Origin of the sequence: Pantoea cypripedii (assembly GCF_002095535.1) — a bacterium.
Taxonomy (GTDB): Bacteria; Pseudomonadota; Gammaproteobacteria; order Enterobacterales; family Enterobacteriaceae; genus Pantoea; species Pantoea cypripedii.
Genome location: NZ_MLJI01000002.1, coordinates 68,530 through 90,910, shown reverse-complemented (window position 1 = coordinate 90,910; position 22,381 = coordinate 68,530). Strand labels below are relative to the sequence as shown.

Genomic DNA, 22,381 nt, shown 5'->3' with positions numbered 1-22,381 from the left:
AAGATTAAACAGCGTATTTTTTTCCGGATGCGAAAAGCGCGTGTTCAGCCGATGGGCAGCGCTTTCCCGTAGCGGTGGAAAACAGGTATTGCTTTGAGGCGGACCATTGCAGCCCAACACGGCTGCCTTCATCGAAACGTTTCATGCCCGGTACTTTCACGGTTAACGGTTCATTGATATCCGGCAGCGCGCACACCAGCAGAGTGTCGGCTCCCATATATTCGTAACTGATCACCCGGGCGGTCAGCGCGCCATGGGCGATGTCGATAAGCTGGATGTCCTCGGCACGGATGCCAAGGCTGAGTGCGAATTCATCATCATCCAGCACCGGCCAGTTCATCTGGGATAAATAATGGCTCCTGCCCCGTCGCTGCAACGGCAGAATGTTCATCGGTGGCGCACCAATAAATTGCGCTGCGAAGACACTGGCGGGATTGTTGTAGAGATCATCCGGCGTGGCGTGCTGTTCGATACAGCCATCGTTGAGCAGAATGATGCTGTCGGCCATGCTCATGGCTTCGGTCTGATCATGCGTCACATATAGCATCGTCAGACCCAGCTTCTTCTGTAGTGCACGGATTTCCCGACGCATGCTCTGGCGCAGCTTGGCGTCAAGGTTGGAAAGCGGTTCATCCATCAGACACAGGCTGTGATTCGCAATCACTGCCCTGCCCAGCGCCACGCGCTGTTGCTGCCCACCGGAGAGCTGCGATGGCTGGCGATCCAGCAGTTTATCCAGCTCCATCAGTTTGCTGACTTCCGCCAGCCGCGCGGCAAACGTCTGTTTATCTTCGCCGCGCGCTTTCAGGCCAAACAGCAGGTTTTCCCGCACGCTGAGATGCGGAAACAAGGCGTAGGACTGGAATACCATGGATAGCTTGCGCTGAGAGGGGGGCAGATGGGTAATAAGGGTATTGCGGCAATGTATTTCGCCGTGATCGGCGTTTTCCAGACCTGCGATGGTCCGCAACAACGTCGATTTGCCACAACCAGATGGCCCAAGTAACGCAACAAAAGTTCCTTCCTCAGCCGTAAAACTGATGTCATTCAGGGCAACTTTTTCGCCCCAGGCTTTGGTGATGTGATGAAGAGAAAGGTAGCTCATGCGCCCTCTGGCCCGGAATCAGAATGGCGGTAAGTTAGCTGGGGATAATGAAGGAATTATTTAAGTTGAATGACGTTTAAGTGATGTCGCGCCAATCAGCGCCTTTATGGTAATACAAATTAATTGTCTGACTGATCGCTTCAACCATCATAAATTTTGATTCATATAAATTTCGTATAACAATATCGTGAAAAATTCGTTTCACCGAAAAACGGGATTGCTCGCTTTTCATGATGTTAGGTGATCATGTAACAAAACGTAATAAGCGTTCAATCACAAAACATACAAAATAATTACACATTTTCGGGTACCTAAGTCATCCTACCACTTCCCAATACCTCAGAGATAATAACAATGAAAAATACATACTACATCAGCATATCTAAAACTAATGACAATCATATTCTCCATAACGCTACCTGCCGTATTTATAGCGAAAATAAAGAGGACATGATTCTGATTGGTCGTTACGAACAACTTGTTATCGCATTAGGCATTGCGAGGAATAATTTCAGAAAAGTCATCCCCTGTTCGCAATGTATTTTAAAAAGGCGTCACTACAATATTTCCAGTCCGAAAATTACCCCTGTCCCGGTCAGACATTTCCCGGAGTAGCACCGCAAAATATGAACGCCCTGCCAGAGACAGGGCGCTCATTATTATGATCGGCACTCACGCCAGAAGGCGTAACTGCAGGCCATAATTGTCAGGATATAAGCCAGTGCATTAATCAGCCAGTGCAGGGTGATAATCCTTCCCACCAGGCTGAAAAAACCTTCTGCATACAGCGGCATATCACCTGTTTTCGCAGCAATAAAATAAAGTCCCCCCAGAATCACCAATTTCGTGATCAACCACGCCACCACGGGGATGACAAGGATAAAGACTTTATTGCTGGTAACCCGTTCACTTAATATCACATAGCACACCAACGGCATCAGCGCTGGAATGATGGCGATCATGCTATTCGCCAGCAGTTGCAGCATGGGAACGCCGAACTGCTGGTGAACTTGCCACCATTGAGCAAAGTCAGAAGGCAGCGTGCAATACAACAGCAAAAAGCAAACGGTTCCCCATATCAGAGCGGGCATAAACGTTTTGTCCATAATCACTTCCTTTGTGTTATCACTGCTTTTACCGGCAGCACCTTCCTCCATGCAACATTGTGCGACAACCTGAAATCCGCGCGCCGCCGGAAGTCATTGGCACCGCGACTTCGTTTCCAGAATGGCTCCCGCCGCCTTGTCCAGGTTGAATAACACCAGGAAGCTCACTCTCACGAGACTGGCTTCACCTTACAAGGCAGGCTGAACAATCTCAGATGACGAGGCCGGGAACCGCTTGCCAGTGTACGCTATTTTGCTTTCCCCAGGCCATATGACTTGTCTTGCAGGTATTGCTATCTCTACCACATCCTTCGTTCTCCAGACATTCCCATAAAGGGAATGCTGTCGTCATTTTTCGGCTGCGTTACTGGCTTGCTGGCAGGTATCTCTCCCGGCTGCGTAGTTGGATTGGCGGCTGGCATCTCTTCTGGCTTCGCAGCTGGCTTGCGGGCACGTATCCCTCTCAACTGCGTAGTTGAATCGCCGGTAAGTATCTCTCTTAACCGCGCACCGGGCTTAGCGGCAAGCATCTCTCTCAACTTTGTGAGCCTCGGCTTACTCAGTTTAATATCTCCCAAGTCGAGAATGTTTTCATTTCCTCGTAATCTCGCAAAATTTTTTGCCGGACCGGTATCACCATACCGTTTAAGATAATCATCAACGTCGATGCCATGGGCCTTCAAACGGTTAATCAAACGCGGAGGTAACGGTCTGGTCTCATCCCCGACCATTGAATTTTCCATTTCCCGCATAAAGGCAATGGTTTGTTCCGGAGTACTGTCTTTGCCCAGCTCATTTTCAGCTTTTAATGTCCAGTATAGCCAGTCCAATTCAGCTTTGGTCACGGTCCTCCCTTTCAACTCTTCCAGATACTTGTTGTCATCATCAACTTCCGGACTGGCAAGAACAAAATTCGTTATATCTGTAGGCAGCTCAACTTCGCTATTTTCATCTATTGACGTCCTGAGATCATTCAACCTCTTCATCATATCAGGAGTCTCCGCCTTTCTTTTCTGCGCAACAATCATGTCCTCTATTTCTTTGAGCTGGCTTTTATTTATCTCAACTTCTGCCTTGTTATATTGATTTTCTTCATCACCTCTTATTCTGGCATTATCTTTCGCAACCACTGAGTCACCCTTCTCCTGCAAATATTTATCAATATCCACACCACGCGCTCTTAAATAATGAATTAATGAAGAGGGAAGAGTAACCTTCTCCCCTGGCGCAGTCTCGCTTTCTATTTTGTGTACAAATGCAGCGAGTTCTTCATACGTACTGTCGGGAGATAACTCAACTTCAGCTTCTAACATCCAGCGCAGTGATTTCAATTGCGAATCGCTGAGGTTTTTATGCCTGAGATGTTCCAGATAAAGTTCACCATCACTGGTTTCCTGACCTTGTTTAATGAAGTCAGTAATATCATGTGGCAGGCGATAGCCAACATCTGGCGTTTTCTTAAGAGATTTTATTCTCTCAATCATTATACTTATTTTATATTCCCTGATTTTTTGATCAATTTTCGTTCTGAGCAATCTGGCCCCGGTCTCATCAATGTCAACCTCTTCAACATTCAGTTCGCTTGCACCGCTCATTGCCGCGGTTTTTGAAGACGCAGTACCATAGCGGTCAGCAATAGCGTCAATATTTATGCCATTATTCCTCAGAGAATTGATTGTCGCCGGACTTAATCGTCCCGGGGTTCCACTGTTTATCAGTGATTCAACCTCATCTTTAGGTCCCTGCACGTTTTCTCAAGGAGTTTAAGACGGGCCATGACCGCCAGATCACCGAATTGATGTTTATCCATGGTCCGATCGGATGACAATAAATGCTGCTCTGGTTCTGCATATCCTTTTTGAGTTGCTGCCTTACGAGCAGGTTCGGCGTCGCCATGCGTACGGAGATAATCCTTAATCTTTATTCCATTTTTCTCAAGTATTTCCTGCAACTCATTGGGTATGGTTGTTTTCTCATTACCACTCAAAGAATATCTTATTTCATCAAGCAATCTTAGAGCGCCATTAATATCTGATGGTTCCAGTTCTTTCGCTTTAGCTATGAATATTAATCTTTTTAACTCAGTGCGATTCAACCGTGCGCGTTCAGGTTTCCGGGTGTATTGAGTTTCCGGGTTATTATCATCATCGACAGCATTTCCTTTCAGGTACTCATCTATATCAAACCCCGCATCACGAAAGTCTTTTAATAAACTATAAGGGATCTGGATTGTTTGCTCACCCGAGATTTTACTCTCCAGCTCTTCCAGTTTACCGATCATTCTCTCAAGACGCTCAGACTGTTCCCATTTTTTATAGGCTTTCGAGACATCACCCCACAATTCATTCACTCCGTGCTGATCATATTCTACCTGGCTATAATCCGTAATGCCGTTGTCGGTCGCTTTTTCAATGGAACCATCTCTGGCATGCTTATCCAGTATTTTTTTATAATCGATGCCTAATTCTTCCAGGTTTTTCAGGGTATTTGCTGATAACTTATTATATCTCAGCTCGTCAAATCCCTTATTAAGATCAGCTGTGGTCTGGTTCCACAGTTTTCCAGTTCTTGAACTACCCACTCCGACATCGGGAGATGCAGTCAGTGCGTCCTCTGAGGATGCTGACGCCCGCTCAGCATTTGAAAAGGGGGTGTCGGTTCTCGTCGTATCTACTACGGTCAGCCCCATCCAGTCATAGACCTTATCAGCCCCTTTATTGAACGCCTTGCCGATATCTCCAGACATCGATGTTGAACGTTGATACCAGCCCAGAGTGTCTTTTGACATCTTCCGAAAACCCTCTGGCACATTATCCATCACCTTCGCGCCAATTAGATCAGCAGCACCACCCGTAAAGACATCTCTGATGGTTTGGTTGCGGATATTCCGCAACCTTACCTTGTCATCAGCCGGTGTTATAACGTATTTTATCAGTCCCTTTCCTGTGGTGATTATTGCACCAGCAAGCATCCCCATTGGCGTAGATTTAGGAAAGCCCGCCATACCCAACGCCATACCCAGATATCCTGCGGAGGTATCAAGAGCTTTATCTATAATTTCGTATCTCTCTCTGCTTGCATCAGCCACCACGCGATCGAATTCTCTCTCCTGGGCATTAAAATGCCTGTCTGCCAGTTTTGTATCGTAATGACTGGATGGATCCATGATTACTTTTGGTGTTGTCTGTTTTTCGGCTTCTTTTTCGTCACCCGCAACCAAACGGCGGGAAATAAATTGCTGAGTCTCTTCATCCGGCTTAAATGAGTAGCGCGGACTATTATTCTCGACCTCACCCAGTTCACGAGTAGCCTTAACCCGTTTGAAGTTGCCATCATAATCCATCATTAATATATGAGTTTCATTCTCCCCGGTGCCAGGCACCACCAGGGCGATAACGTCCGGCACCCGCTGTTCATTGTATCTCAGCGTGATAACACGGCTGGTGTCACCCTTTAAGTAGTCCCTCATTGTTGCTTTCTCAGTTTCAGAAAGATCATTTTCCGGAGAATTAAGTGCATTGGTAAAACCAAGCTTAAATATATTGCGGTACAGGGTCGCCAGTTCTGGCATTCGTTTGCGCATTTCGGCCATATGGCTCGTCCATTCCTGACGCAGCCTAGTGTATGAACGCTGAGAGCGATTGATATCTTCTGGCGTAAGGCGATTAATTTTAAAAGGATCGTTCTTGTCAAACTTATACGGCTTATGACCAAAAAGATCCCTGCGGAAGGCTTCGTTGGTGTCAGTTGAATCACGCCTGCCCGTGCCACCTTCCCATAATACCTTTACATCATCAGTAACACCGTTACCGGTATAAATATCAATCACCCGCACGCGCTTAAAAATTGGCGGTCTTGTTTTGTCATTCATTGTATCGACATAGCTATAGGGTGAGGTTATTTTTCCATGGCCGTCAGGATGCCTGGCTATGACTTTCTGAATATCTTTCTCGATAAATGTTCTGATTTTGGTGTTATTCCGCACGTCAATACCGATTTGCGTATCGTTATATTCTTCTTCGGTCATCGAGAATTCGCTGGCGTCGGTGCTGCCAACGGGAGTGCTCTGGCTGGCCCCCTCCAGGGTATCATCCTCTGCGGCTTCAGGCGCGCCGGTTACCGGTGTTTGTACGGCACTGGCATCAAATGGCGCCTGTTCCATATGGGGCGGTGTACTGCGTGTTCTCCGACTCTTGACCTCCTGCTCCGGTTCCACTGCCGGTGCATCTCCCTGCATTTCCTCATCGGCGAAGCGGACCGTCTTTTTCACTGCGGCCGGTGTTTTCACTGCTCCCGGTGTTTTCTCCGCTGCTGCCACAACCTCCCGCTGCTGCTCCGCTACCCGGTTCGCTTCTGCCGGGCGGCTATTCCCTACCGGGATCTTTTTCGCTTCACCTGCCCTTCCTTCACTGCTGGCAGATGCCTGTGCCACCTCATTCAGCTCTTCACGCACCTTCCGCACCACCTCCACACCGGCGCGGTTAGTTCCCTCAAACCCCAGGTTAATCAGCGACTCTTTCGGCAGTGCCTTCATCGTGGCGGCGAACGTTTCTCCGTAGCTGCTGCTGTACACCTTCAGCGCTAACCCCGCGATATCCTTTATCAGTTTCGCCGGTGTCCCACCCACCGTAGTGATGAGCTTTTCCGCCAGCCCCAGCACCACGGCCATCCGGATGCTACTCACCACCTCGTCCGGCAGTTTATTTCCCGGGGTAATCGTCGCATTCACACGTTTCATATCCTCAAAGAATGCGTCCAGCAGTCGTGTCGCCCCCCAGGCGAGCTTCAGCACCTTCACCACCGGGAACGACACCCCAAACAGCTCCGGCAGAGCCTGTTTGAACACGGATTTCATCACCCATTTCGTGAAATCCGAAGAGGCTTTCCCGGTCGACTTACTCGCCAGCTTCTGCGCCCAGCCCTGCCGGAACGCTGTCGCATGCTCCAGCGTTTCAGGTTTCAGGGCCCTGCCCGACCGCAGCAGGCTCACCTCGCGTTTTATCCGGTTTATCAGCCCCTCCCCTTGCGGGTCCGATTTTTTGGGAAAAGCCCTGCCCGCCTCTTCGGCCGCCAGATCCAGCAGCTGACGATACGCATCACGCTCTGTCTCTGTCAGATTTTCCGGCAACATGGTTTCAGACAGATAAATCGGCCCCGCGAAGTATTTCGCCAGCTGCGCGTCCTTTGAAAACAGCGCGAAACTCTTGCCGGTGATGTGCGCGACCGTCAGCTCCAGCCGTTTCATCGCCAGCAACGTATCACGCTGACAGTCCTGAATGGCGTACAGCGCCTGCTGGAATGACTCTTTATTGTTCAGCGCATCCGCTTTGATGTCTGCCCGGCCTCCGGCCGGATTCACCAGCTGGTCCAGTTTCCGCTGCATCTCTGCCGCTGAATTCTGACAGACCTTTACCGTTTCACCGCACTTATCCCGCAGCCGGGTGATGTCGCTCTTCTGCTGCAAGCTGCCCGCCCGAGACCACATCCCGTCCAGCTCCTGCTGCGCTGCGCTCAGCTCGCTGCCCAGATTCTTCAGCTGCAGTTCTGCCGCCTGACGTTTCTCATCCAGCTCCGCCAGCTTCGCCGCACGGTAGTGCTCCGGCGTCTCCGTCCGCGCATCCGCTTTCAGCCGGCTGTGATTGTCGTGCACCTGTCGCGTCACCGCCGCCTTCTTCGACGATGCCGTCAGGGAGGCGGCGGCCAGATCCTCCATCGCCCGGTAGACATTCACCATCATCCCCAGCGGACCGGTCGCCGCCAGCCTTATCTGCTGATCATGCACGCTGTGCTTTGCCCCGTGGAACCAGTGCGCACAGCCGTTTTCCACGCCGTACCAGCCTTTCACTGCCATAAACTTCAGTGCCGCCAGCACTTCTCCCGCACTGGCCCACGTCCGGCCTATGGCATGCACACTTTTGCTGTGTTTCAGATCGCGCGTCAGGATTGCCAGCGTCGCCTTTGGCAGCTCCGGTTTCAGCATTTCACGCCTGAGGCCCATCAGTCCTGCAGCCTTCTTTGCCGCTTCACTGGCTTCTGTTAGCTTCTTTGCCAGGGCCCCGTTATCCGGGCGGCACAGGCGTCTCTCCTTCAGATGCTTTTCCAGCTTTCCCCGCGCCTTCTCCAGGTCATGCCCCACTGTTTTCAGCGCCTTACCCGCCAGTATCGCCACAGGGTCTTTCGGGTTCGCCATCCGCCCGTCCTTCACCGCCTGCTGAATCGCTGACATGTTCTGCAGGGCCGCGGACATGTCACACAGGTCTGTGGTGGCTTTTTTCAAATCCCTTAATAGCCCTGTGTCACCCTCTTTTGACAACTCCAGTTCAACCCTGATTTCCCGGCTCAGCGCTCTCAGCGCCCATTGCGCCTCACGGACCGTTGCGCTTTTGCTGCCGGCGCAAGCCGCACCCAGTGCCTCATCTTCATCCTCCAGCCACTTCACCTCGTGTGACACATCCCTGAGATAGGTATCACGTTCTTTTTCCAGGGCTTTCGTCACGTCCTTACAGTGCAGCTCCATGCTCTCCCAGGCCGTTTTCAGCGTGCCGCGCAGGTTGCCCTGCCACGTCAGCTTCTCACCTTTACCTGTCTTCTTTACGGCATCCCAGACGTGTTTCCATTCACTCTTTGACAGTGCCTGCCGCAGCGCGCGCAGCGCCGCTTCCGGCCCGGCTTCCAGCTCAACTTCTCCCCCGCTGGCTTTATGTGCAGCCACCCCGGCCAGCACTTTATCCGTCTGTATCAGTGCCTCCGACAGGTCGCTCAGCGACAGCACCGCGTTCATCATCCCCACATTCTGCTCGGGCGTGGTTGGCGGGTGTGCTGACAGTTTCCGGCACAGGATTTGCAGTGCCTCCGCCGCACCCGCCAGCGCGGGGGTGTAAGGTGTCCACGTCTGTTTTTCCAGCTCCGACGCTTTCTCCGTGAGCCGCTCCCGGTCCACCACCAGGAATTCACGGTTTTCCCCCAGGCGGCGGAACTCTTTCAGCATCTCGCGCTGCTCCAGCAGCTCCGGTACATCCGGCAGCTCCGCCTGCGTCGCCTGCGCCGGCTCCTCCTCCTTTTCCCATGCTGCCATAAGGCGGTGTTGCAGCTCATCCCTGAGCAGCAGGTCCACCAGCACGTCACCCAGCTTTTCGCCTTCCTCACGCGTCAGTAACCCGCTGCCACCGGTGACCCTCGACGCCAGCGTATTTCCGCCGTCCGTCATTATCTTCAGGCCAGACTTTTCCTCCAGAAAACAACGTATGTCACTGTTCTTCATCACCTCCTTAAACAAATTGCCGACATCCGGGTCATGCAGCCAGCCATTCAGATCCCCACCCACTTTTTCAGCCTCAGCCACAAGCGCCAGGGCCACTTTCATTGCGCTGTCCAGCAGGATCAGTGAATCATCATCGACAAATGAATAATCTGACCGGGCGGATTTACCTGAAGTGCTCAATTCCGCTGAGTGGGGAGCAATGCCCCCTGTGGCTAAAGAAGGTATGTTTCTGGCTGTGTTGGTTTGCATGGAAATCCCTGATGTTAAAAAAGTTAAAAAATTAATCAGGGGAGATTACCGGTAACAGTCCGGCGGGATTATCGGGAAAAGACCTGAACTTTCGGATTTCGCTCAACTGATACGCGAGCCTGCTTTTTATCAGGGTGGTCAGTAAACAGAAGAAATTTCGCAGCAGGGGGCGTGAAGAAAAATGACGGAATAAACCGGGTGATGCCGGGGATGCGCTCGACGAAGTACGAAACAGGCGCAATATATTGCGCCTGTTTAGATGTCAGTAATATTTAAGGTTCGGCCTGCTTATTTAAAATCAATCTCCATCAACTCTGCAATCGTAGAACCCTTAGTCGACGCTACACAGCGATCAAGATAATCGGTAAATTTTGATGATTGCGGCATACCTAACTTAAGCAACTTCTCGTTACTGAACACCACATTAAGCTTTGAAAAGTGGCCATAAAGGTTCATTGCCCGCAGCATGATGCGTTCATTGCAGGGACCAAAAAGTGCCGAAAAATTTTTCTTATCCGCACTCAATTCTTTGTAATTGACTTTCTGGTAGCTGGCAGAGACTGGGGAATCTCCAGATGCTTTGGCCATCGCGATGTCGATTTCAGCAAAAGTCACGCTACTGTTCATTCCGGCAGAAATGTGGAACACATCCTTCTCCACTTCATCCGCTGTCAGCAGCAATTCGAGCGCATCGGCACAGTAATCCACCGGCACAACATCAATGCGGTCTTCCAGCTCACACATAAATTTACCCAGCATGAGCGCCATGCGGAACACCCAGAAGATACTGGCGGAGGGTTCACATCCGTATTGCGAATGGCCTACCACGATGGAGGGACGTGCAATCACCAGCGGCAGCGTGGGTAAGGACTCCATCATCATTCTTTCAATCGTCGCTTTGCTCCAGGTGTACTCGACAATGTGCTGCTGACGGGAGGTTGCCAGTTCGCTTTCCGTCACCAGACTGTTGGCACGCGGAGCACAGGACATCGCGGTTCCCACATGGACAAAGCGTTTAAGTCCACTGACCCGGCTCATCCGGCTGGCGAACTTAAAGGTGCCTTCCACGTTTACCTTCCAGATCCAGGGATTGTTCCCGAACGATGCCACTGCGGCGCAATTCAGGACGTGAGTAACATCATCAAGCCGGGGATCCGCTGTAAAATGCTCGGGTTCAGAGAGATCGCCAGCCAGGATTTGTTGAGATGTCAGAGAGTCCAGCAGAGTGCTATCCAGCCCGAACTTCGCCAGATTTTTTTTAACCCGCTCCAGTCCCTCTTCAGGCGTTTCTCCCCTGACAAGCAACAGCAGATTATTTATTTGACCTTTCTTTAACAGATTACCTGTTACCGCGCCGCCAAGAAAACCTGTTGCGCCCGTGATTAATATTTTTTGCATGGATTTAATCTAATGATGATGTGTAAACAGTGGCTATTCCGGCCACGTTATTCCCTAGCTAGCTAGATTCGTTGAATCCCCATCGACAATAAAAACACCTTCCGGAAACAACGTATATTCAGCTGCGTCACGTTGAAGTCCCGGCGCATAACTATCAGCAATATCGCCAGTGGCGTGATGAGACTATTTTTAACGTGGTAAGAGATAATAAAGATAAAATTGAAAGCTTCGAGGCATTTCACTCACTCATCAGCGGCGTGCCGGGTGTGATGTTTATCTCTGCGTTCAGTGGCGAGAAAGAAGCTTACAAAGAGGCATTTACCAATGCGCGGTATCAGGAAATTATCCAGCAGGCTGGTGATAACTATATCACCGGAGGTAATGAAGGTCTGTATACCCGTATCTATCGTGCATTGCATGTTGTTGTTGTTGAGGAAAACTAAATGAACTGTAAAAAACTTTATCCAGCAGGCTGGTGATAACTATATCACCGGAGGTAATGAAGGCCTGTACCCCCGTATCTATCGTGCATGTTGTTGTTGAGGGAAACCAAATGAACTGTAAAAAACTGGTTGTCGTCGGCGATAAGTTTAATGAATTTGCAAACGGAAAAGATGTTCTGACAATTTCTCAGCTTGAATTATTGACGCAAATACCCGCCAATATTATCGACAAAGAGCATGAAATTATCATCGGGCAGGGTGTGCGTAAGGATTTTGCGGGAAAGGTAATTTCCAATCAGTCAAGAAATGCCGCTCACGGCAATAAGATTAAAATGTGCTCTCTGGAAAAACTGGTTAACGATAAAAAGAATGCACACTGCCATAAGCGGCTTGAGCAGAATGTTCTGATTGGCTCAGCGGAGCAGACTGAACATAACAGTGACCTTTTTGCCATGTCGCTGCTGATCGATGAGCGCTGTGAGCTCATGGCCGATCATCAGACCGGTCAGCACATTCAGGGAATGCTTCTGGTTGAGGCAAGTCGTCAGGCTTTTATCGCCGTTACCGAAGAGTTTATTTACAAGCAGGAAACAGGACGTTACTACGTCATCAACAGCATGGCGATTAATTTTTCAAGCTTCCTGTTTCCTTTACCTGCACTAGTCCATTTCGAATATCTTGAAAAGGACGTCAATGAGCGCAGGGGGCGCTTCAGGGCCCAGGTTCGCGTGACTCAGCACCAGACGCTTTGTGCAACCATGGACGTGTCGTTCACGGTTTACCCTTCAGCGCTGATTTCTGAAAAGGAAAAGTCTCTGGCGGAGACGGCCATGCAGGCAGCAATTGCGGCGCAGCAGGATGCAACACCCGGGGTGACGCATGCCTGAATTACGCAGCCAGAAATACCGTCTGGCTGCTACCACCCAGGGGCCGCTTTATCCCCCTGCGGAGGTAATGGACCAGCAGGGTAACTTTGTGGTGGTTGGCATGGTACCGGGAGAAAACGGACCTGAATGGCGCAGCGTCATTGTCGCCGCTGACAGCCCGCTTCCTGCATTTGGAGAAACGGCACCCTATAAGATACTGCGCGACATTGAGGACATGTCACAGGAAGAGTGCCGGGATATTATCCTGCACACACTTCCCTTACCAGTCCCGTTAAACAACTACGGAATGGTGTTCGCGCCCGAGCAGCGTCCGCTGGCAAATACCGAAAGCCGCCCCAGCCTCCCACTGCATGAAGGCTACATAGCGGACTACCGCAGCAGCGATGGCAAGCGTCATATCCCTCCGGTTAATCTGGCCGACTGGATACAAGCTGAGGGCATACTCGAGGTACATCTTTCGGCAGACAGCAGGCGTGCTCTGTTTAAGTTTTCTTTTCGCTATCTTGTACCTGACAGTGTTTATACCGTCATGAGCCTGCGTGAAAAGGATTTGGCGACCGAAAATCCGAGCCGCCCCGGGCCGCTGGGCATACCCAACGTATTCATTACCGATCACAACGGCAATGCAGACTACTGGGCAGAATTGCCCGATCCGTTTCCCGCGCATGAACGTAATGAAAACCGAATAATTAACGTGGTCGTGCTCTATATGAGCTCCCGACAGAGCTACGGCGGCGCAATAGGACTTTATGGCCTGGGCGGAGATATTCATGCTCAACTGAAACTGAAAAGCCGCTCTTTCGACGAATTTATTACAGTAAAGTGAGAAATAAATATGCCATTTGTTCATATCACCACATGGCCTGCAAAAAATGAAAGAGAAATTCTCGGTTTGCAGGAAGACATTACTTTTGCCGTGCATAAACACACTGGCGCGCCGCTGGATAAAATATCTGTTGTGATTACCGAGATACCGCCCTCTCGCTGGGCTGATGCGGGCGTACCCGGCCATGATAAAGATTTCCCGGTAAAAAGCCGGAGAAAGAATTACGAGGAATAAACCTTGCAGAAAGCAGCCGCATTTTTTGACGTTGATGAAACGATTATAACGACCAAAAGCATGTTTGATTTTTACGATTTCTGGTGCCGTGAAAATAATGAACATGAAGAACTTGAACGTTATATGACGCATTTCAGGTCTGAAATAAAAAAAGGGACATGCCGCGAGCAGCTCAACAAAGAATACTACCGCCAGTTCGCTGGCGTCAGTTATAAGAAGCTGGAGGAGGCCGGTGAAAAATGGTTCAGCACCAAGCTTTATTCAAGCTTTTTTATTGGCAGCGTGGTAGCGCTCCTGAAAAAACACCAGGCTCAAAATATGCCTGCGGTCTTCATTTCCGGATCCATGCGTCCCGTTCTTGCACCAATTGCAAAATATCTTGGCGTAACAGATATCCTCTGTGCGCCACTGAAAATCACCGATAAGGGGTACCTTACGGGTGAAATAGGTACTCCACAAACTATAGGTCGAGGGAAAATGGAGGCGCTTATTCAGTTTTGCGGTCAGAGGAAAATAAGTCCTGATGATTGTTATGCCTATGGAGATGATCTGTCGGACATCCCTATGCTCGAGTCAGTCGGCCATCCCGTATGCGTGGGAAAATCTACGGAGCTTGCCATGCACGCGAAAGAAAAGTGCTGGCCAGTTATTTAAATCATCCCAGAGGTAAAAAAATGAATACAGATAATGCCCCGAAGGCTATGTCCTTAAGGTTATGGCTTGCCCTGTTTATTCTGGCTCTTTCAACTTTCACAATCGTCACCACAGAGCTGGCGCCTGTTGGCCTGCTGACACCGATGGCGGAAGGACTTCACTCTTCTGAATCAGCGGTGGGCATGACGGTCTCGCTTTATGCCTGGGTCGGTGCCCTGAGCGCGCTCATTGCATCAGTCTTCCTGGGCAATGTTGCCAAGAAGCGGCTTCTGCTTGCGCTGACGGTCATCCTTTTTCTGTCTAACGTACTTGCGGCTACGGTAAACACTTACACGTTGCTGCTTGCAGCGCGCGTGCTGGGTGCGCTTGCTCACGGTGCATTCTGGGCGATGATCGGAGCAACGGCGGTTTCCATTGTGCCGGCCAGATACATCGGCGCCGCCACGTCGATTGTTTTTGGTGGCGTGTCCGCAGCCAGCGTGTTTGGCGTGCCGGTATCAAACTATATCGGTATTCACTTCGGCTGGAGGCTGGCCTTCTGGCTGATGGCGGGACTCAGCATAATCGCATTTGCCGGCATGAGCGTACTTGTTCCGCAGATAGCCAGTAAAAGCGCCATCGGTCTGGACGCGCTGAAAAGCGTGCTCAGATCCTCTGCGCTGTGGAAAATTTATTCGGCCACGTTACTGGCAGTGACCGCGCACTTCGCCGCGTTTACCTACATTGAACCCTGGCTGCACACGCAGCAGTCCCTCGCCACCTCACTAATACCGGTGGTTCTGTTTGTGTACGGCATCGCAGGCCTCGCCGGTAATTTTCTGACCGGGATGGTTATCGATAAATACCTCAGGGCCACGGTTTGTGTCTCAGTGTTGCTTATCAGCACCGTACTGGTTTCGCTGGGATTATCCGGTGTAGCGCTTTCAGATACTGCCGTTTTCACCGCGATGGTTATCTGGGGTGTGGCAGTATCCGGGATCTTTGTGGGCTTTCAGACGTGGGTCTTACGCCTGGCGGAAGATAAAGCCTTCCCGGCTTCTGCTGTCTACGTTTCATTTTTCAATGCCGCTATCGGTATAGGCGCATCTGCCGGTGCCTGGATGGTATCTGCTTTATCTGTTCCTGTGCTCTATATCGTAGCCGGTGCCGCAATCGGCCTTTCTGTGCTGCTCGTGGCCGTTATCCCGACGCGCGTGGCCTCAGCTCAAACCGTGCTGGAGAAATCTTATGAGTCAAACTAACGATCTTACCCGCTATGGCAGAGACATTATGGACCGTCTTGAACCCGGTCTGGCCGCTAAGGTCACCGACCGGCTGAGTGATCTTGACGCCAGCCTGCCCGCCCTGATCACCGATTACGCCTTTGGCGCTGTGGTAGGCCGCCCGGGGCTGGATCTCAGAATGCGGGAAATGCTCACGGTGGCATCGCTCGTGACGCTGGGTAACGCCATGCCCCAGCTTGAGTTGCACATGAGAGCAGCGCTTAACACCGGCGTTACCCCTGAAGAGCTGCTTGAAATCGTAATACAGATGGCCGTTTACGCCGGCGTACCGGCATGCATGAACGGCCTGACAGCCTACCGCGCTGCAATGGCGGCAACCGGCCATACTTTACCCGGCCTTAAGGGAAAAACTTATGAATGAAGTTGTGATCGTTTCTGCAAAGCGCACGGCAACAGGCGCATTTATGGGCTCCCTGTCCGATCATTCCGCAGTCGCGCTGGGGAGCTGCGTCATTAATGCGCTTCTTGAAGACTCGGGCGTGAAGGCCGGTGAAATTTCACAGGTTATTATGGGACAGGTTTTGACCGCAGGCTGCGGCCAGAATCCTGCACGGCAGTCCGCGCTGAATGCCGGACTGCCGGTTGAGACGCAGTGCCTGACCATTAATAAGGTCTGCGGATCAGGCCTCAAGTCGGTTCATCTGGGCATGCAGGCGCTTCTGGCGGGGGAGGCAGAATTTGTTATCGCCGGCGGTCAGGAAAGCATGTCCAGCGCACCGCATATCCTGATGTCGTCGCGTACCGGAATGCGGCTGGGTGACAGTAATCTGAAGGACAGCCTGGTGTCTGACGGACTCTGGGACGCATTTGACAATAATCATATGGGAGTGACCGCCGAAAATGTTGCGGATGAATTTTGTATCAGCCGTGAAGCGCAGGATGAATTCGCGCTTTTATCCCATATGAAGGCGTTAAGCGCGCAGGAGCAGGGCGTTTTTGCACGTGAAATTGTCCCTGTGGAATGGCAGAACAGAAAAGGCGAGACCCTGCGGGTCGATACGGATGAAGGCCCCCGTAAAACCACTATTAAAAAACTGGGGCAACTGAAGCCCGTGTTCAGAAAGGACGGTACGGTAACCGCAGGGAATGCATCTTCGCTTAACGATGGAGCTGCTGCAGTCCTTCTCTGCACCCGGGAAACGGCAGCGGCAAGAGGGCTGCAGGTTCTCGCCTCGCTGGGTAAATTCGCCAACTCGGGTATCAGGCCGGCATTAATGGGCGCCGCGCCGGTACAGGCGATTGCAGACTGCCTTGCCCGATCGGGCTGGAAACCAGAAGACGTTGAACATCTTGAGTCAAATGAAGCATTTGCAGCTCAGGCGCTGGCAGTCATCAGCCGTACAGGTATATTACCGGAACGCATTAATCCTTACGGCGGGGCAATTGCGCTCGGCCATGCTATCGGGTCGTCCGGATGCCGCATCCTGGTAACGCTTGTCCATAGCCTCGTACGCAATAATGCCACGCGTGGCGTAGCGGCATTATGCGTGGGCGGCGGCGAAGGTGTGGCGCTGAGCGTATACCGCTGAGAAAATCAACCATGCTGCGGCGCTGAAAAGAAAAAACCGGGCATTGCCCGGTTTTTTTATGCCCGGTGATTTCAGGCATTAACGCCTTTCATGCCTTCCTCAGAGTAACGGCCGCCCCAGATCTCAACGCGCTGGTGAATATCGTTCAGCAAGGCAATATCTGAGCTCTCCAGAAGAATATCTGCCGCCCGGGCATTCTCAGTCAGATAACAGGTGTGCTTGGTTCCGGGAATAGGAACCAGCCTGTCGTACTGCGCCAGCAGCCAGGCCAGCGCAACCTGCCCCGTGGTACAGCTGTATTTTTCAGCCAGCGGTTCGATAACGTCAAGAAGCTGGGCGTTATGATCGAGGCTGGACTGAATGAATCGCTCATTATTTTTACGGAAATCCCCTTCCCCAAAATCACTGTTTTTGCGGTATTTTCCGGTCAGGAAGCCTCTTCCCAAGGGAGAGTAAGGCACCAGGCCGATGCCCAGCTCTTTCAATGCCGGAAGGATTTCATCTTCAATATCGCGTGTCCACAATGAATATTCTGTCTGCAGCGCGGTAAGCGGGTGTACTGCATGGGCCCGTCGCAGAGTGGGAGCGGAGACCTCACAGAGGCCGATGTGGTTGATCTTACCTTCACTGACGAGACGGCTCAGGCATTCCATACTCTCTTCAATGGGAGTGGCCTGACTGACCCGGTGCAGATAGAACAAATCGATTCGCTCAACACCCAGTCTTTTGAGGGACTCATTACAGCAGCGAGTGATATAGTCAGGCTGGTTGTTAATGGTACGGGCATATGACTCGTCGGGTGAGCGATCGATTCCACATTTCGTGGCAATTTTGAACTGCTCACGCGTCGTCTTATCCAGCCCGGCAAGAAAGTGACCAATCAGGCGCTCATTGTGGCCCCGCCCGTAAAGGTTCGCGGTATCAATGAACGTGATATTCAAATCGATGAGCTTATGTAACAGTTGCAGGGAGGCCTGATCGTCTGTCTGGCCATAAAATTCGCTCAGCCCCATGGCTCCATAGCCGACAGAACTGACAGTAAGGTTTTGAGATAAATTTCGGGTACGCATATTTTCTCCTTTTTAAGCACTCTAATTGTTTCACCTCGGTTACGATTGATGAATTGTCATTTCTGTTATGCAAAAAAAGTATCAGTGACCGCGTTTTTGTACTTCTTCACCTGTCGGCTGGAACCAGAAAACTGGGGAAATCGATGCTGGATCGCGGACCTGTAGCCTTACAGACCTACGCTTTACTGATCTTCTGCGGCCTGCCGCAACCCAGCCAGAATCCAAACGTGTAACATTTTTTTCCTCGCCTGCGTGGGCCGTCAGCTTATATCTGGCGTTATTCGTCTGCAGTGGTCGATGAGGAGAAGCATTTATTTCATCCGGGCGGCCAGCCAGATAATGAGCAACGTGAAGACCGCAGTGGACCCCCACGCATAAGATGGCCAGTATGTTCCGGCCAGTGTAAGCATCCCTGTAAACCGGCCCATTCACTTTTAGAGATCTTCCGACATACTGATTATGTCTTCCTGAGGAGATCGCCATGCGTAAAGCCCGATTCACCGAACACCAGATCATTGCCGTTCTGAAGTCTGTCGAAGCCGGACGCACCGTCAAGGATGTCTGCCGTGAAGCCGGTATTTCTGAGGCCAGCTATTACAACTGGAAAGTGAAGTATGGCGGTATGGAAGCCTCTGATATCAAAAAGATGAAGGATCCTGAGGACGAAAACCGCCGGCTGAAACAAATGTTTGCTGATCTGAGTCTGGAAAATCGTGCGTTAAAAGACGTCATCGAAAAAACGCTTTAAAACCAGCGATAAAACGTGAGCTCGTCAGCTATGTGACCACCCAGTTTGCGATGAGCATACGCCGGGCATGCAGGATGTTATCGCTGAGCAGGTACGGTATTTCTTTACCAGCCGGATACACTGCGTGATGAGCCAGTGATTGTGGCGCTGACGTGTAGCGGCTGAGCGCTATCCACGGTATGGATTTAATAAACTTTTTCAGATACTCCGCAGACAAGGCAATTCCTGGAACCATAAAAGAGTCCACCGGATTTACTGCCTGCTGAAACTGAATTTTCGCCGTAAAGGAAAGCAGCCTAGCTAGCTAGAAAGCAAAGCCAGGGAGCAATGAAGACGCACTAGACATAAGAATTACCTTAAATATAAAATCCCGCCTATTTTTATTAATCACCTGTTTATTCATGGATAATTGACTTACACGCATAGGACAAATCCCTATAAGTTGTTTAAGAAAGTTCCAATAGGCAACATGCTATTGACGCTAATTATCTGGTAATGTAGCATTTACAAATCAGCAATTTAACCGGTTAACGATCATGACACTGCGTGTTAGCACTCTACATAGGTGCATATTCTTTTTCCTGGTTTTTTTTATAGTTTTTGATGGGATGAGGAGTAACCTTATCATTTCAGACCTAGTGTCTCCTTTCAGGGAGCTTGGTCTTAATTTATTTATACTCCTTTGCCTCCCACTTCTTAAGACCGTAAAAAAACAGGATATAAAACTTGCATTACCTTTTCTGCTAGTATCTGCATTTGCAATAATAAACATACCTGTAACACTTTTTAATCACATAGAAGATTTCAAAGTTGGTGCGCTTCAGATTTATGCAAATAAATATTCATCTGTCTATAAACACATTCTTTTTTCAATAATATTCCTTTCCTTTCTTACTTATGCGAGAAACAACATATCAATCACAGAGAAAGGAATACAGCTTGTTATAACTCTTGCTGCAATCTATTCTGTCATCACTATCCCTATATATCTTTTTGGCTTTCCTTTATTCAAGCCAGACTTCAGAGATTGGGGTAGAATGGGAGTGGGTTATCCTACAATGGATGGCCAGATGATTTGTTTTGCAATTTTCTGCCTTATCTTTGTGGTGAAGCAAAAAAATCTTATAACCTTCAATATTAAGATGGCTTGCTTACTACTCGGAATAGTAGCCCAGAATACAGGCACAGCAATGGTAACAATGGCTTTGATATTAATTCTATCTGTGTTCAGAAAGCCACTTAAAACTACGAGCTATATAGCAATTATCGGTCCATTCCTGCTTCTCATTGCGATGGAACAGTATTTGACTAACCCAACATTTTTCACAGACATGGTTTATATAGCAACAAACAAAATTAATGCTTTAATTCATCCTGAGATGGCAAATCAGGCAAACCTTGATACCCTCCAGATGAGGGAAATTCAATATGATCAGTTGAATAAAATTATGTCAAGTGATCCTATGTTAAGTCTCTTTGGCGTTGGTGGCCAGGCTTATATGGAGAATGAATTCAGACTAGCACGCTCTGCATTTGGTCTATTCTCAGGGTTTTTCTTTGCAGCATCGTTCATATGGATGGCCACCTATGTATTTTTAAACAGGAATAAAAACAGAGTACTCCTGTGCGCGCTATTAGTAATATGGGCATTTACCTCATACACATTAGCTAGCCTTCAGCTATTTTCAACATCATTTCTCTTCTGTTTGGTATTTTCTCATGTGTACGTACAAGGGTTGAGAAAACGTCATATTATTCAGGAAAGCATCGAAAATAAAAGTAGGATGCAACACGTTTATTAAGCAAAGCCATTAGCCTAGTAAATAGTCATGGATATGACGCCTAATAATAAAAATGGAGTATCAAACATTGTGATACGATAACGAGCCACATTTCCAAAATGAGAATGTGACTGGCCTCATGTATTTAATTTATGGCGGTGAATTAATGACTCTTACAAAACCCAAGCCGATATATGGAATTGATATAATTCGATTTCTATGTGCTGCATACGTGATGTTATTTCATCTGAGTTACTGGATTGGGGTACCGGGCTTCACGGCATATAAAATAACCAATGGAAGTTTTGATTTTCCCTGGGCTGAAGGAATAACTAGTGCTGGGCGTGTGGGCGTTGATATTTTCTTTGTGATTTCTGGTTTCGTTATTGCATATAGTGCACAAGGTGCGAGTGCTGCAAAGTTTGTTCGTAGCAGAATACTACGCCTATTCCCTGCTGCGTGGATTTGTGCTTCAATAACATTAGTTGTTGCTCTTGCTGTTGACCACCGCAGTAGTGTAGAAGTGATTCTCTCGTGGGTTCGCAGTGTTTTGTTCATACCAATCGGAGATCATATTGATGGAACGTATTGGACATTAGGCATTGAATGTTCATTTTACTTTATAATTTTTGCCGTTATAGCCATTAATGCTTTCAATAAAATTGAATATGTAATGACTATACTAACTACTGCAAGCACATTATTTTGCTATTTTATTTTTATCTATCGACCTGATTTGGGTTGGTTATCGCAATCAAGACCCTTCCAGCTATCTCTTATCGTTAACGCATGTGAGTTTGGTTTTGGTTATTTCCTTTATGGATTGCTTTATAATGGACTTACCAAGATAAGATGCTATGGAATTGTATGCGGTTTAGTTGGCAGTTGCATACTTGTATTCCACTCATTGCATGGCACAGATAGTTATCTTGGTGTATTTTTGTGGCTTTTATCCTCGTTATTCATTTACTTATCAGTGGAATTTAATGAATATGTTGCAGAAGTAATTGGCAAAGGTGGAGGAAAAATAGTCAGGATTTTAGGGCTATCGACTTATCCTTTGTATCTTATCCATCAACTTGTTGGTTCTGCATTGATGGGGAAATTATCGTCTTTTGGAATATCTCAGACTAACTGCCTGATATCTGCACTATCAGCGATGTTTGTTCTATCATTAGCTATTTCAATATTTATTGAACCAAAGCTGAGGCTTATCATTACTCCTGTTGTAGAAAAAACAATGAATAAAATTAACAATTTTGCTGTAGCCTTCATTTCTTATAAAAGCTCAAAAAGCCAATGAAGTGAACTGTATTTATACAACTACATAATTTAAAAATTTTATCTTCAATTGATGTACTTAGGCCGCACCACTGATAGATATGACAGGGTACGGCTTTTTTTCACAACTTATCCGGTTAACATCATAAGTACTTACTTTATTAAATTTCCTGACCTACCATAAGATTCTACAGAGAGCCACATCTAATAATGCCATATTTATCGTTATCAATATTTCCGTTCAAAAAAATATCAAGGAAATTGAGTAGGTCAAAATAACTAAGTGTTGATTGCAGAATAAATTCTATATGGTCTATTACCCTTCGTATGTATAAGACATCCCTGTACCAATACTTAAAACATGTCAAATTTGGCACTTCCAAGTGCAACAAAGGAAAGTAGTATGTTGCAAGACTTCTTTGACGTTATCTGCATTTTACGGTCAGGGGTTGGATTTACAGCTTCGCTCAACGTACTTGTGATTAACTAAATATCCCTCATGACGCAGTAACTACGTTTCCTGAGA

At 48.8% G+C, this 22,381-nt stretch carries 16 protein-coding genes and 1 pseudogene; 11 read left to right on the top strand and 6 right to left on the bottom strand.

Annotation, left to right across the window (positions count from 1 at the left end; translation table 11 throughout):
* Positions 1–4: 4 nt before the first annotated feature.
* The 5 genes from HA50_RS21465 to HA50_RS21440 form a co-directional block, all read right to left on the bottom strand.
* Positions 5–1,105: an ABC transporter ATP-binding protein gene (locus tag HA50_RS21465; protein WP_084878845.1), complete on the bottom strand. Its 1,101-nt coding sequence runs from the start codon at positions 1,103–1,105 to the stop codon at positions 5–7.
* Positions 1,106–1,764: 659 nt separating this feature from the next.
* A complete protein-coding gene (locus HA50_RS21455; RefSeq protein WP_139811000.1) occupies positions 1,765–2,211 on the bottom strand; it encodes a hypothetical protein in 447 nt (148 codons plus the stop codon).
* A 299-nt stretch (positions 2,212–2,510) separates the two neighbouring features.
* Positions 2,511–3,959 carry a hypothetical protein gene (locus HA50_RS21450; RefSeq protein ID WP_139810999.1) on the bottom strand — a complete coding sequence of 483 codons (1,449 nt, stop codon included), beginning with the start codon at positions 3,957–3,959 and terminating at the stop codon, positions 2,511–2,513.
* A complete protein-coding gene (locus tag HA50_RS21445; protein ID WP_139810998.1) occupies positions 3,926–9,721 on the bottom strand; it encodes a hypothetical protein in 5,796 nt (1,931 codons plus the stop codon). The genes HA50_RS21450 and HA50_RS21445 overlap by 34 nt, the downstream gene beginning before the upstream one ends.
* Before the next feature lie 288 nt (positions 9,722–10,009).
* Complete coding sequence (locus tag HA50_RS21440) at positions 10,010–11,119, bottom strand: SDR family oxidoreductase (RefSeq protein WP_084878834.1); 1,110 nt, start codon at positions 11,117–11,119, stop codon at positions 10,010–10,012.
* A gap of 194 nt (positions 11,120–11,313) precedes the next feature.
* Here HA50_RS21440 and HA50_RS31770 point away from each other — a divergent pair, with 194 nt between their 5' ends.
* The 8 genes from HA50_RS31770 to HA50_RS21400 are packed head-to-tail and all read left to right on the top strand — an operon-like array spanning position 11,314 to position 16,975.
* The gene (locus HA50_RS31770; protein ID WP_244193630.1) at positions 11,314–11,562 is read left to right on the top strand and encodes a hypothetical protein; all 249 of its coding nucleotides are present in this window, start codon (positions 11,314–11,316) and stop codon (positions 11,560–11,562) included.
* A gap of 56 nt (positions 11,563–11,618) precedes the next feature.
* Positions 11,619–12,449 (top strand): AfsA-related hotdog domain-containing protein, encoded by an 831-nt coding sequence (locus HA50_RS21430; protein ID WP_244193629.1) that lies wholly within the window; start codon positions 11,619–11,621, stop codon positions 12,447–12,449.
* On the top strand, positions 12,442–13,275 hold the full coding sequence (locus tag HA50_RS21425) for a hypothetical protein (protein WP_084878829.1): 834 nt from the start codon (positions 12,442–12,444) through the stop codon (positions 13,273–13,275). Before HA50_RS21430 ends, HA50_RS21425 begins: the two co-directional genes overlap by 8 nt.
* 9 nt (positions 13,276–13,284) lie before the next feature.
* Positions 13,285–13,509 (top strand): tautomerase family protein, encoded by a 225-nt coding sequence (locus HA50_RS21420; RefSeq protein WP_084878827.1) that lies wholly within the window; start codon positions 13,285–13,287, stop codon positions 13,507–13,509.
* A 3-nt stretch (positions 13,510–13,512) separates the two neighbouring features.
* The gene (locus HA50_RS21415; RefSeq protein ID WP_084878824.1) at positions 13,513–14,163 is read left to right on the top strand and encodes an HAD family hydrolase; all 651 of its coding nucleotides are present in this window, start codon (positions 13,513–13,515) and stop codon (positions 14,161–14,163) included.
* Between the two features lie 20 nt (positions 14,164–14,183).
* Entirely contained in the window at positions 14,184–15,404 is a 1,221-nt protein-coding gene (locus HA50_RS21410; RefSeq protein WP_084878822.1) for an MFS transporter, read from the top strand.
* The gene (locus tag HA50_RS21405) at positions 15,391–15,807 is read left to right on the top strand and encodes a carboxymuconolactone decarboxylase family protein (RefSeq protein WP_084878820.1); all 417 of its coding nucleotides are present in this window, start codon (positions 15,391–15,393) and stop codon (positions 15,805–15,807) included. Before HA50_RS21410 ends, HA50_RS21405 begins: the two co-directional genes overlap by 14 nt.
* Entirely contained in the window at positions 15,800–16,975 is a 1,176-nt protein-coding gene (locus tag HA50_RS21400; protein WP_084878818.1) for an acetyl-CoA C-acetyltransferase, read from the top strand. Before HA50_RS21405 ends, HA50_RS21400 begins: the two co-directional genes overlap by 8 nt.
* Positions 16,976–17,046: 71 nt before the next feature.
* On the opposite strand, the gene HA50_RS21395 is transcribed toward HA50_RS21400, so the two are convergent.
* Positions 17,047–18,045, bottom strand: coding sequence for an aldo/keto reductase (locus tag HA50_RS21395; RefSeq protein ID WP_084878815.1), 999 nt, complete (start codon positions 18,043–18,045; stop codon positions 17,047–17,049).
* Positions 18,046–18,526: 481 nt separating this feature from the next.
* On the opposite strand from HA50_RS21395, the pseudogene HA50_RS21390 reads away from it, so the two are divergent.
* From HA50_RS21390 to HA50_RS21380, 3 genes and pseudogenes are all read left to right on the top strand, one after another.
* Positions 18,527–19,088: pseudogene (locus HA50_RS21390) on the top strand (transposase); the annotation flags it as partial.
* A gap of 241 nt (positions 19,089–19,329) precedes the next feature.
* A complete protein-coding gene (locus HA50_RS21385) occupies positions 19,330–20,595 on the top strand; it encodes a hypothetical protein (RefSeq protein ID WP_084878813.1) in 1,266 nt (421 codons plus the stop codon).
* A gap of 145 nt (positions 20,596–20,740) precedes the next feature.
* Positions 20,741–21,877 carry an acyltransferase family protein gene (locus HA50_RS21380; RefSeq protein ID WP_158087428.1) on the top strand — a complete coding sequence of 379 codons (1,137 nt, stop codon included), beginning with the start codon at positions 20,741–20,743 and terminating at the stop codon, positions 21,875–21,877.
* Positions 21,878–22,381 lie beyond the last annotated feature (504 nt).